The organism is Pseudomonas sp. Irchel s3a12 (genome assembly GCF_900187485.1).
GTDB lineage: Bacteria > Pseudomonadota > Gammaproteobacteria > Pseudomonadales > Pseudomonadaceae > Aquipseudomonas > Aquipseudomonas neuropathica.
On the sequence record NZ_FYDN01000022.1, the window covers coordinates 1 to 11,921 of the forward strand.

Sequence of the window (11,921 nt, forward strand, 5' to 3'; positions counted from 1 at the left end):
ACCACGCAGGCGTTGGTGATGCTGGCTCGCAAACTTGCTCGGGTGGTATTCGCCTTGCTGAAAGGGCAAAGCGAATACCAGACAAAAGTCAGTTGAGGGCTTCCCCTCAACCATAGAATCTCCCACATTTGCAACTCAATTCCCTGCGGGAGCGAGCCTGCTCGCGAATGGCCTCACCACCGATCGACAGGTCTTGTGGGGGACTCAGAAAAACAAACAAGGATTGGCCTGAGGAAACCAATCGAAACTTCGCCAACAACCCAACTGTCCAGACCCTTAGACCTCTCGGCGGATGTTCTGCCGGGGCAGCTCCATGCAGCGGAGAAAGACGAGGATCGAGATGACGATGACAGTGGGAGATTTTTTGGTTGAGCGGCTCAGTGAATGGGGCGTTACGCGAATTTTTGGTTATCCGGGCGACGGGATCAACGGCGTGTTCGGCGCGCTGAGTCGGGCCAAGGGCAAAATCGAATTCGTTCAGGCGCGGCATGAAGAAATGGCCGCGTTCATGGCCTCGGCACACGCGAAGTTCACCGGCGAGCTGGGTGTGTGCATCGCCACTTCCGGCCCCGGCGCCTCGCACCTGATCACCGGCCTCTATGACGCGCGCATGGACCACATGCCGGTGCTCGCCATCGTCGGCCAGCAGGCACGCACGGCATTGGGCAGTCACTATCAGCAAGAGCTGGATCTGGTGTCGATGTTCAAAGACGTCGCCGGGGCATTTGTACAGCAGGCCTCGGCGCCTTCGCAGGTGCGCCATTTGCTCGATCGGGCCGTGCGCACGGCCGTGGGAGAACGCCGGGTGACCGCGCTGATTCTGCCCAACGATTTGCAGGAACTGAAGTATGAAGCACCGGCTCGCGCGCATGGCACCGCGCATTCCGGGGTGGGTTACACGAAACCCAAAGTGCTGCCTTATGAAGAGGATCTGCAGCGCGCCGCCGATGTTTTGAATGCGGGCGAGAAGGTCGCCATTCTGGTTGGCGCCGGGGCATTGCAGGCGACGGATCAAGTCATCGCCGTGGCGGAGAAACTCGGTGCCGGCGTCGCCAAGGCATTATTGGGCAAAGCCGCGCTGCCCGATGATCTGCCTTGGGTCACCGGTAGCATCGGCCTGCTCGGCACCGAACCGAGCTACAAGCTGATGAGTGAGTGCGACACCTTGCTGATGATCGGTTCGGGTTTTCCGTATTCGGAGTTTCTGCCCAAAGAAGGCCAGGCGCGCGGTGTGCAGATCGATTTGCAGCCCGACATGCTCAGCCTGCGTTATCCGATGGAGGTCAATCTGGTCGGCGACTCGGCGGAAACCCTCGCCGCGTTATTGCCACTGCTCGAACAGAAAACCTCCAACAAGTGGCGCAAGAAAATCGAAGGCTGGCGCAGCAGTTGGGAGAAATCCCTGGAAAGACGCGCCATGGCCAAAGCCGACCCGGTCAACCCGCAACGGGTGGTCTATGAGCTGTCGCCACGCTTGCCCGATGAGGCCATCATCACCAGCGACTCTGGCTCCTGCGCCAACTGGTTCGCCCGTGACCTGAAAATCCGCCGTGGCATGCAGTGCTCGTTGTCCGGTGGCCTGGCGTCCATGGGCGCCGCAGTGCCTTACGCGATTGCCGCCAAGTTTGCTTATCCCGAGCGTTCAGTGATTGCGCTGGTGGGCGATGGCGCAATGCAGATGAACAACATGGCCGAACTGATCACCGTCGCCAAATATTGGCGGCAATGGGCGAGTCCGAAATGGATCTGCGCGGTGTTCAACAACGAGGATCTTAATCAGGTCACGTGGGAGCAGCGAGTGATGGAGGGCGATCCGAAGTTCGAAGCGTCGCAAAGTATCCCGGACGTGCCTTACCACTTGTTCGCCATTTCCATTGGCCTGAAAGGCATCTTTGTCGATCGCGAAGAAGACGTCGCCGCTGCGTGGGAAAAGGCATTGGCCTCGGAAGTGCCGGTGGTGATCGAGTTCAAGACCGACCCGAACGTGCCGCCCTTGCCGCCGCACATCAAGCTTGAGCAGGCGAAGAAATTCGCCACGACGTTGCTCAAGGGCGATCCGGATGAAGCCGGGGTGATCGTGCAAACCGCCAAACAGGTGCTCGGCGCAATGCTGCCCGGCAAAAAAATAACAGGTTAACGCACAGGTTTGATCGTTCCCACGCTCTGCGTGGTAATGCAGCCCGTGACGCTCCGCGTCACTGGACACGGAGCGTCCCTTGAGGCATTCCCACGCAGAGCGTAGGAACGATCAGGCAGGAGAAACCCGCAGGTGTGCTTTTGATTTTCATCGGCTGTGCAGGCTGGAGTCTGGGACGCGAGCACTGGCCGGTATTTCCGGTAGAGGGCACGCATTTGCAGCGCTACGCCGCGCGACTCAACGGCGTGGAAATCAACAGCTCGTTCTACCGCCCGCATCGCCGGCAAACCTATGAGCGTTGGGCCGATGGCGTACCGGAGGCCTTCCGTTTTTCGGTGAAAATGCCCAAACACATCACCCATGAATTACGCCTGGCAGGTTGCGAGGCGGCGCTGGACAGGTTTCTGGCTGAATGCGGCGGTCTGGGCGAACGCTTGGGCTGCTTGCTGGTGCAGTTACCACCTTCGCTGGCGTTTGACGCCGCCAGCGCCGAAACCTTTTTCACGACATTGCGCGAGCGCTTCTCCGGCGCGGTGGTGCTTGAGCCAAGGCATGAATCGTGGGGCAGCGCCGAGCCTATATTAATGACTCACCGGATCGCCCAAGCAGCAGTCGATCCTTCGCGCATCAGCCGTGATATTTCGCCAGGTGGCTGGGCGGGAACACAGTATTGGCGCCTGCACGGCTCACCGCGCATTTACCACAGCGCCTACGATTCACCTTATCTGCAACACCTCGCACACGCCTTGCTGTCAGCGACCGCTGCAGGTGCCACGACCTGGTGCATTTTCGACAACACCGCCAGCGGCGCAGCACTGGGCAATGCCCTGGCGCTGGCGACGCTGACGACAGAATGAGTCAACAGTTTCTCCGCTCATAGGCAGTGTGCCAAAGGTGCGTCGCAGGACGAAACGGCCAACGTATTCATGATTACCTGATTGCGGCTGCGCGATGTGCTGCACGTTAAGACTTTGGTCTGTCAGACCCTTTCTGCAATATCTACTGTGATATCTTTTTGATGGCGCGCTCGCTCTGAGCGATGATTTACCGGTATTCGAGCCGATTGTTTAGTGCAGGAGAGGCAATGTTGAAGGAACAATGGGTGTGCGATGAGACGTTACTGGCGCAGATGCAGGCTGCCAGCGCCGAGGAAATCGATGTATTGGTGGACGTGATCAGCGATTTCGGCCGAGGCCGGGCGGGTCTGGACGCCGAGTGCAAGAAACAGTTGATTCTGGCCAAACATGATCCCCGTGCCGATCGATACTCCGCACCACTGCTTGCACTGCTGGGCCATGAATTGCAGCAGTTCGGCGGCAATTCGGCAATGAACCTCGCGCGCCGCGCACTCGGCCGTACTGCGGTGGCCTACAGCGAAATCGTTGACGACGTGTACAAGAAGCTGAACGGCAAGAGCCCTGCGGACAAGCCACTGGCGCAGAAGGAGCGGGAAATTGCGCTGGCCCTGTTTGGTGCCGAATGGCGTGAAATGCCTGCTGCGCAACGGCACGAACGCAGCACGCACATCAAAGTCTTGTCCGGTACGTTCTCGCTGGCATCGGCCTTGGGACTTGGTGTGAGCGGTACGATCATGGGCTTGTCGGCTGGCGGTAGTGCAGCGTTGTTCACCGCTGTTTCCACCGGCCTGCGTTTGAACCCGCTGGGATTGTTGGTCACGGCAGGCATCGGGGCGCAAAGCGCGGCGGCAGAGGCGTATCGGGTCACCGTGCCGTTCGTGGCGCAGATGGGCTGGATCCGTTTGCGTCAGGAAGCGGATGCACAAGCGCCCGTTGCGCCAAAACTGGCCAATCCTGCAACGCTGGCCGGGCAGGGCGCGGCGCTGCAGGACATGGTGCTGGCCGATGAGGCGGGCGGTACGTTAATGAAGATCAGTGTGTTCGACCGCGCGCCGGTCATCACCGGCAGTGCCATTCCCGCCGGGCAACTCAGCGCACTCAACCCATTGCTGTCCAATGTCCCGGGCCTGGCGGCGCTGGCCGAGTTGCAAAACGGCAACTACGTTGTGTGCAGTCTGCCATTTGAGACGTTGACCAAAGCCAAGGATCAAGAAGGTGCGGTGCGTGCCTTCGTCACCGAAAGCGGGCGCATCAAGGAAAATGCGCACTTGTTCAGCCCCGACAACCTGCAAAACATTATGCTCAGTGGTGCGCTATGGAATGCCGTCTCGTCGGCGGTCGGGCAGAAACACCTGCACGATATCAATGAGAAACTTTCCGCCATCAAGCGCCAGCTGGATGAAGTGCAAGAAGACCTGATCAACCTGCGCCGTGATGATTTGACCGGGCTGGTGGGTTACGTGCAAAGCCTGCTTGATCACTATCCACAGGAAGGCATTGATGCGGCTGCGCTGATGCAACTGGAAAACCGCCAGGTCGACCTGGTGGCCTTGGAGACGTATTTCGAGCGGGAGATGAACAAAGAGGTGGACAAGGCGAAGGCCGTCGAAACAGGCAAGCTGTTCAACGCCGACTCCTCCCGGGTGGCTTTGCTTGAAAGTCTGTCGCGGATGGACATTTGGGTTCAAAGCTATCTGCAAGTCACGCAGTTGCGCGTGGTCGCTTACGCCTTGCTGCACATGGAAAAACCATTGGCACGCTACCGCACCGAAGCGGCGAAAGTGCTGGACAATCTGCAGCGCCTGACCGTGACCGCTGCGGCGAACCAGCAGATTTACAGTGCCCAGATGGAGTTAAGCAACACGCTGTTTTTCAGTGGCAGTGCCGACAACTTGCAACGCTTCAAATCGCAACTGGCGGCGCTCGACAATGATCTGAAAAATGGCCCGATCAACGCCAGGCAACTGCACCGCTCACTGTTCGATCAATCCGATCGTCAGGTACTGCTTCAGGTGCAGAACGGTCAGTTCATCGACGGTCATCTGCTCGAATCGACGTTCCAACCGGCGTGAGCTCAATGCGCTGCGGGAGCGGATGTACTCCATCCGCTCCCAACGCGGCCTAGTTGCCATCGGCCACTTTTCGTTCGATCTCATCGATCTTGCGTTGCAGCGTCTCGGCGTCCTGCTCCTTTACGCGGTTAGACGAAGGCGTGATGACCTCATCAACGGCTTCGGTGTCATCGTCCCTGTCTTCAAGATCGCGCTTGACCACATTCACCGGTTTGCCGGAGGTGTCGGTGGGCGGGGCGTTCTGGATTTTGCTGTCATCGCTATTCATGGTGCTGACCTCCAGTGATGTAAACATTGGAGGCGCCGTTGCGGTGGGCGTTCGATATTTTTGCGGGGCATCAAACCAATGGCGGCTTGCGCATGCCACGCAGGGGATCATCGAGCAATCTGAATTGCTCCAGCATGAAATCAATCAGCAAGCGCGAAGACGGCAGCATCCCGTGCCGGGTCGCAAACACTGCATGAATCATTTCAGTTCTCGGCGCCCAGTCAGGCAGGACCACGATCAGTTCCCCTCGCTCAATGAAGTCGTGTACCAACGACATTGGCATCTGCGCAACGCCAACGCTGTCGATCGCCGCGCAGCGCAGCATCGGCAGGCCTTTGGTAATCAGGTTCGGGCGATGCTGGAGGGTGAATTCCGAACCGTCCTGATGAAACAGAGTCCAGCTGTAATCGCGTTGCGGACTGCCATGATGAACACTGGGGAACCGGGCCAGATCTTCTGGTGCGCTCGGCGTGCCCAGACGACTCAGCAGTCCGGGGCTCGCAACCAGACACTGTGGCCGCTGGGACATGACGCGGCTGACCAACTCGGAGTCCTGCAGGGGCGGCGGGCGTACCCGTAACGCCAGATCGACACCCTCGGCGACCACATCGACCTGACGATCAGTCGCCTCCAGATGCACCTCCATGCGCGGGTGGATAGCCATGAAACGCGTGATGATTGCGCCCACGCACTCTTCCAGCAGTACGGATGGACAGGTAACGCGCAGCACGCCGCCCGGCTCGGCGTGAGTCAGGGCGATCGCGGCCTCTGCGGCTTCGGCTTCCTTGAGCATCGCACGGCAACGCTCGTAATAGGTTTGCCCCAGCTCCGTGACTGTGAAGTGGCGGGTGTTGCGGATGATCAGGCGCACACCGAGGCGCTCTTCGAGCTGGGCGATGCGTCGGCTCAGATTGGACTTGGGAATGCCCAAGGCGCGGGCGGTCTGCGCGAAACCGCCATGATCCACCACCATGACGAAGTACTGAAGGTCATTGAGATCCAGCACGGTCGAAATCCATTCAGTCAGAAGGCGCTAACTATACAAGGCGGATCGTCCCTTGTATGGGAAACACCAGTCCGTTTTTGCGACTACCGCGATGGGTCAGCGGGGTTTTAGATTGCCGACGTTGAATGTCCAGGCTGGCGTGGCCCCGCTGATCAATTTCAAGCCGATCGTCAGCATGATGGCCAAGTTGGCTGACACTCTCAAACCACGCTTTGTAATAGCCTGAACCACCCCCGAGATCTGCGCGCCGGTTGCGCAGGCCTGTGCGATTTCTTTGGATTAACTACGTGAACAAACTCTGTGAGATGCATGCTTTCGTCATGGTGGTCGACACCGGAAGTATTTCCGAAGCCGCACGCCGTTTAGGGATGGCTAAATCGATGGTCAGCCAACGTCTGCAAAACCTGGAAAAACGCTTGGGCAGTATTCTGTTGGAACGCGGACGGCAGGCGCGCCTGACTGATTCGGGCGAGGTGTTTTATCGCTACTGCGTGCGCATTCTGGCTGAAGTCGAAAATGCCGAAGACGCTGTACAAGCCTCCCAGTCGAGCTTGCGTGGCAACCTGCGGCTGGCTGCACCGATGGCGTTCAGCATTCGCTATCTGACGCCGATCCTGTCGTCATTCGCGGTGCGTTACCCGCAATTGCAACTGGATGTCGAATTCGACGATCGGTATGTCAATCTGCACGAAGAGCGCTACGACGCCGCAATCCGTATTGGTGAGCTGCCTGATTCTTCATTGGTGGCGAAAAACATCACCGCCAACCGCCACGTCATTTGCGCCAGCCCCGACTATCTCGCTGCTCACGGTACACCACAGACGCCGCAGGAACTGTCCCGCCATTTCGCCATGCTCTATGTCAATCGCGAGCCCCATGGCATGTGGACGCTGCCGGTGAACAACACGCTGGAGTCGTTTCGCGTGCGCTGTCGCCTGCGCACCAACAATGCCCATCAACTCATGGAAGCGGCCAAGGCCGGCATGGGCCTGGCGATTCTGCCGACGTTTCTTGCCGCGCAGCCGATGGTCGCTGGCGAACTGCAAGAGGTGTTGCCAGCGTATGCACCGCGCGGCGGAAATATCTCGGCGGTGTATCGGCAATCCCTGCGCGCTTCACCGAAACTGCAGGCGCTGATCAGCTTTCTCAGTGAGCAGATCGGCAGTCCACCCGCGTGGGAAAAGCAGCTTGCCGAGCATGCTCGCCAAAGGCAGTGAGTCGTTCGGAATTAACGAAACCCCGATTCGGTTTTTGCCTGCTTATGAGCGTGTGAGTCCTTCCATATGCTTGTTCCCAACAGACGCCACTCCTGCGTCTGACAGGGAAGAAATGCATGAAGAACACCCTTGATACCGTCGACGTACTGATCGTCGGTGGCGGTTCGGCTGGTGCAGTGTTGGCGCGGCGTTTGAGCGAGAACAGCCAGCGCCAGGTCGTGCTGTTGGAAGCAGGCAACAGTTTTGCCGTGAACGACTATCCAGACATTGTCGCCAACAGCGACATTGTCGGTGCCAATGGCAACCCGCAGTTCGAGTGGGGTTACAAAACCCGGGCCGGCTACATCGAGCATCCGATTGGCGCCGTGCGCGGCAAAGTGTTAGGCGGCAGCTCTGCGATCAATGGTGCCGTGGCGATCCGGGCACGGCCCAGTGATTTCGCGCGCTGGAATCTGCCGGGCTGGGGCTATGAAGACCTGCTGCCGTTTTTCAGGAAACTGGAAAGCCACAGCCGTGGTGACAGTGCTTTGCACGGGCATGCCGGGCCGCTTCCGGTACAGCAACTGAGCCATCTGGATGTCACGCCAATGCAGCGGGCATTTATTCAGGCGACTTTCTCCTACGGCTATAAAATCATCGACGACTTTGATGGCGCCGATGCCAACGGGGTTGGTCCGTACCCGATGAACGTCGTCGACGGTGTGCGCATCAACACCGGTATGGCCTACCTCAACGATGAGGTGCGCACTCGTGGCAACTTACACATCCGCCCTGACAGCCTGGTGGATAAGGTCTTGTTCGACGGTCAACGCGCGATCGGAGTGCAATTGAGCGACGGCACGCAACTGCGCGCCGCTGAGGTCATTCTTAGCGCGGGCAGCTATGGCAGTGCGGCGATTCTGCTGCGTTCCGGCGTTGGTCCGGATGCCGATCTGCGGGCATTGCAGATTCCCGTGGTGGCAACGCTGCCAGTCGGCCAACAACTGCAGGATCATCCGTTTTACTACAACGCCTACGCGGCCAATCCACGCTTGATTGGCCGTCAATCCCCGGCCATCGGCGCCAAACTCTGGTCCCACAGCCGCAGCGCGGAGTCCGGCGATCTGGACCTGCACATCACTGCGACGCACCTGTTTCCCCACGAACAGAGCCCGACCAACATCGGCTTCGTGCTGGCGGTTGCGCTCACGCGGCCACGGTCCCGAGGCACGCTCACTCTGGCCAGTCGCGATCCGCTTACAGCGCCGATCATCGATCTGAATTTTCTCGCCGAACCCGAGGACCGTCAGCGCCTGCTCGACGGCATTCGCCTGGCCCGCAGGATCGGTGGCACAACACCGTTGAACGCCCTGATTCACAGCGAACTCAATCCGGGGGCGGGGGTTGCGTCGGACGAAGCGCTGTTGGCCAGCGTCCGGGCGAGCCTGGACACCTATCACCATCCAACTTCAACCGCTCCGATGGGTGTGCTCGGTGACAAGCATGCCGTGGTGGATTTGCAGGCCCGGGTCCTTGGTCTGCACGGGCTGCGCGTGGTCGATGCGTCGATCTTCCCCGATGTGCCGTCGGTAGCCACCAACATCACTGTGATTGCTTTTGCGGAAAAAATCGCCGCGCTTTACGCCTAATTGTCAGGACGATGCTGCTATGAACAACACTCCCGTTTTGAATTGGATCGATGGCCAATGGCACGATTCCGGTATTTACAAAGACTCGATTGACCCCGCGACGTATGAGCAGATTGGTTGTTATGCCGAGGGGAGCGCGGATACCGCGCAACGGGGCATTGAAGCTGCCCTGCGTTCGTTTGCGCAGTCCTCTTGGAAAGACGATCGCGCCCTGCGTGGCACGGTGCTGCTGGAGCTGGCGGAGGCCTTCGAACGTAACGCCGAAGCGTTGATTGACACACTGGCGCTGGAAAACGGCAAGATCCGTCCGCAAGCGGAATTTGAAGTGCGCATGGTGCCGTCCAAGTTGCGTTATTACGCGGCGTTGGCGCGTACCGAGTATGGGCGCGCAGCGGAGCCGACACCGGGGCGGATTTCCCTTGTATTGCGCCAGGCTGTCGGTGTGGCAGGCATCATCGTGCCGTGGAATTCACCGGTGGTGTTGATGATTCGTTCGCTGGCACCGGCGTTGGCCGCCGGTTGTACAACTGTGATCAAAATGCCGGGGCAGACCGCCCAGACCAATGCATTGGTCGCACGCATCATGAGCGAGGCGCGGTCACTGCCGCGCGGTGTGATCAATCTGTTCAGCGAAGCGGGTGCGGCGGGGTCTATACATCTGGTCGAGTCGCCAAAGGTGCCGGTGATCAGTTTTACCGGCAGTACCGGCACTGGCCGGGCGATCTCGGCGGCAGGGGCGCAACACCTCAAGCGTTTTGGTCTGGAACTGGGCGGTAAAACGCCGATGCTGGTGTTCAACGATGCCGATCTCGAGGCAGCCGTTCCGGTGCTGCTCAAAGCCTTGACGGTGTTCGCCGGCCAGTTCTGCATGACCGGTTCGCGACTGCTGGTGCAGCGCGATATTGCCAAGGCACTGACTGATCGTCTGGCGGCCGTTCTTGAGGCCGTGCGCGTGGGGCCCGCAGCAAATCCGGCCAGTGAAATGGGGCCGTTGATCGACAAAGCCAATGTGCAACGGGTCAATCAAGTGGTCGAGCAGGCAATTGTCGATGGAGCGCAAGTGATTGTGCGCGGTGGGCCGGTCGTGGAAGGGCCACTGGCTAAAGGCGCGTTTTATCGACCGACATTCTTGCGTGTCAGTGATCCAAACATGGCTATTGTCCAGCAAGAGACCTTCGGGCCGGTGCTGACCTTGCAGGTATTCGACAGCGAAGCCGAGGCAATCGAGTTGGCCAATAACAGCGAGTTCGGTCTGGCGGCCAGCGTCTGGACCCGTGATGTCGATCGCTCGTTACGCGTTGCCCACGAGTTGGAGGTCGGTACCGTCTGGATCAACGATTGGGCCATGGTGTTCGACGAATTCGAAGAGGGTGGCTGTAAGCAATCGGGGCAGGGCAGGCTTAACGGTGTGGCGGCCATGGATGATTTCATCGAGTACAAACACATCGCACTCAATCCCGGTCTGCGTCAGGCATGAATGCCGTGTGCTTGCAACGCTTGCTGATCGGCGCCGTGCTGGCCGGGACGCTGGCATCTTCCTCAGCCTTGTCTGCCAACGACACAAGGAATGACACGATGGCCCCAGAGCCGTTGTACGACGCTTTGCTCGATGCGCTCAATGCCACCTTCGGCCGTCATCCGGGGTTTCGTGCGACCCATGCCAAAGGCCTGTTGGTAAACGGTACATTCAAGGCTTCGCCGAACGCCAGCACCCTCAGCCGGGCTGCGCATTTGCAGGGGCAAACGGTGCCGGTGGTACTGCGGTTCTCCAACTTCAGTGGCGTACCCGCCACCGCTGACGGAGATCCGCTGGCCAGCCCGCGTGGTCTGGCAGTTCGGTTTACCCTGGCCGGCGGCGAGGTCACCGATATCGTGACGCACTCGTTCGACGGCTTTCCGGTGGCCACGCCCGAAGATTTTCTGATCTTCCTGCAAGGCATTGCCGCTAATGTCGCCACACCTCCCGATCCGCTGCCCCTGCACAGCTTTCTGGCGAGTCATCCACGGGCGCGGGCTTTCCTCGATGCACCGAAACCGGCGCCGCGCAGTTATGCGGGGCTCGAGTACTTCGCGGTCAATGCTCTGGTATTCAGTAATCATCGGGGCGTTGAAACAATCGGCCGTTACCGTATCGAGCCACTGCTCATGCAGCCGCTATTGAGTGACGCCGAGGCAGCGGCGAAGCCGGCGGATTACTTGCAGTCGGAAATGGCAGAGCAACTGGCCAAAGGATCGCTGACGCTGCGTCTGGTGTTGCAATTGGCGTCAGCGGAGGATGCTATCGAAGACGGCTCCGTTGCGTGGTCGCGTCAGCATCAGGAGGTCGAGTTGGGCATTTTCAGCCTCGACTCACTGGCGCCGGCCGATGCGCAGTTCGGCGCCCAGCAGCAGTTGGCCTTCAGTCCGGGACGTTTGCTTGACGGCATCAGCCTCAGTGCCGATCCAATGACACTGGCGCGGGATCGCATCTATCAGCGCGCGGTACTCCGGCGACAGCAACGATGAGCAGCCCTTCGGGGGCCCGTTGGAAGCAGTGGGTATTGTCATGGCTGATCGTTTTGCCGCTGTCGGTGAGCATGCCCTGGGGATTGGCGGCGCTGCTGGAGGTGGCGAACCTGCAATGGCCAGCATGGCTGTTCAAAGTGGTGGTGGCCGGGTTGATCTCTTTCAACATGGTCTACTGGATGCTGCCGTTGAGCGCTAGGCTGACGGCGCGCTGGTTGCTGCGTTGAAACC

The 11,921-nt window shown here is 59.5% G+C and carries 10 protein-coding genes and 1 pseudogene; 9 read left to right on the forward strand and 2 right to left on the reverse strand.

Going from position 1 to position 11,921, the window contains the following annotated elements; all coding sequences use genetic code 11:
• The 4 genes and pseudogenes from CKW14_RS27890 to CKW14_RS27905 form a co-directional block, all read left to right on the forward strand.
• Positions 1–96: pseudogene (locus CKW14_RS27890) on the forward strand (IS110 family transposase); the annotation flags it as partial.
• A 244-nt stretch (positions 97–340) separates the two neighbouring features.
• Positions 341–2,137, forward strand: a complete 1,797-nt coding sequence (locus CKW14_RS27895) for a thiamine pyrophosphate-requiring protein (RefSeq protein ID WP_095126547.1) — start codon at positions 341–343, stop codon at positions 2,135–2,137.
• Between the two features lie 140 nt (positions 2,138–2,277).
• A complete protein-coding gene (locus CKW14_RS27900; RefSeq protein WP_095126581.1) occupies positions 2,278–2,994 on the forward strand; it encodes a DUF72 domain-containing protein in 717 nt (238 codons plus the stop codon).
• A gap of 227 nt (positions 2,995–3,221) precedes the next feature.
• Complete coding sequence (locus tag CKW14_RS27905; protein ID WP_095126548.1) at positions 3,222–5,066, forward strand: hypothetical protein; 1,845 nt, start codon at positions 3,222–3,224, stop codon at positions 5,064–5,066.
• A gap of 49 nt (positions 5,067–5,115) precedes the next feature.
• Here the strand turns inward: CKW14_RS27905 and CKW14_RS27910 are convergent, their stop codons facing one another.
• Together CKW14_RS27910 and CKW14_RS27915 are read right to left on the reverse strand one after the other, a co-directional pair.
• A complete protein-coding gene (locus CKW14_RS27910; protein WP_095049967.1) occupies positions 5,116–5,334 on the reverse strand; it encodes a hypothetical protein in 219 nt (72 codons plus the stop codon).
• A 70-nt stretch (positions 5,335–5,404) separates the two neighbouring features.
• Positions 5,405–6,340, reverse strand: coding sequence for a LysR substrate-binding domain-containing protein (locus CKW14_RS27915; RefSeq protein WP_095049968.1), 936 nt, complete (start codon positions 6,338–6,340; stop codon positions 5,405–5,407).
• 287 nt (positions 6,341–6,627) lie between these two features.
• Here CKW14_RS27915 and CKW14_RS27920 point away from each other — a divergent pair, with 287 nt between their 5' ends.
• The 5 genes from CKW14_RS27920 (at position 6,628) to CKW14_RS27940 (ending at position 11,917) form a co-directional block, all read left to right on the forward strand.
• On the forward strand, positions 6,628–7,557 hold the full coding sequence (locus CKW14_RS27920) for a LysR family transcriptional regulator (protein WP_095049969.1): 930 nt from the start codon (positions 6,628–6,630) through the stop codon (positions 7,555–7,557).
• Positions 7,558–7,673: 116 nt separating this feature from the next.
• A complete protein-coding gene (locus tag CKW14_RS27925) occupies positions 7,674–9,185 on the forward strand; it encodes a GMC family oxidoreductase (protein ID WP_095126549.1) in 1,512 nt (503 codons plus the stop codon).
• Between the two features lie 19 nt (positions 9,186–9,204).
• Positions 9,205–10,662 carry an aldehyde dehydrogenase family protein gene (locus CKW14_RS27930; protein WP_095126550.1) on the forward strand — a complete coding sequence of 486 codons (1,458 nt, stop codon included), beginning with the start codon at positions 9,205–9,207 and terminating at the stop codon, positions 10,660–10,662.
• Positions 10,659–11,690, forward strand: coding sequence for a catalase family peroxidase (locus CKW14_RS27935; RefSeq protein WP_245398052.1), 1,032 nt, complete (start codon positions 10,659–10,661; stop codon positions 11,688–11,690). Before CKW14_RS27930 ends, CKW14_RS27935 begins: the two co-directional genes overlap by 4 nt.
• On the forward strand, positions 11,687–11,917 hold the full coding sequence (locus CKW14_RS27940; protein ID WP_095049973.1) for a hypothetical protein: 231 nt from the start codon (positions 11,687–11,689) through the stop codon (positions 11,915–11,917). Before CKW14_RS27935 ends, CKW14_RS27940 begins: the two co-directional genes overlap by 4 nt.
• Positions 11,918–11,921: the final 4 nt, after the last annotated feature.

Coding starts and splice junctions, on each gene's coding strand:
- CKW14_RS27895 (WP_095126547.1), top strand. CDS start 341: ATGACGATGACAGTGGGAGATTTTTTGGTTGAGCGGCTCAGTGAATGG.
- CKW14_RS27905 (WP_095126548.1), top strand. CDS start 3,222: ATGTTGAAGGAACAATGGGTGTGCGATGAGACGTTACTGGCGCAGATG.
- CKW14_RS27910 (WP_095049967.1), bottom strand. CDS start 5,334: ATGAATAGCGATGACAGCAAAATCCAGAACGCCCCGCCCACCGACACC.
- CKW14_RS27925 (WP_095126549.1), top strand. CDS start 7,674: ATGAAGAACACCCTTGATACCGTCGACGTACTGATCGTCGGTGGCGGT.
- CKW14_RS27930 (WP_095126550.1), top strand. CDS start 9,205: ATGAACAACACTCCCGTTTTGAATTGGATCGATGGCCAATGGCACGAT.
- CKW14_RS27935 (WP_245398052.1), top strand. CDS start 10,659: ATGAATGCCGTGTGCTTGCAACGCTTGCTGATCGGCGCCGTGCTGGCC.
- CKW14_RS27940 (WP_095049973.1), top strand. CDS start 11,687: ATGAGCAGCCCTTCGGGGGCCCGTTGGAAGCAGTGGGTATTGTCATGG.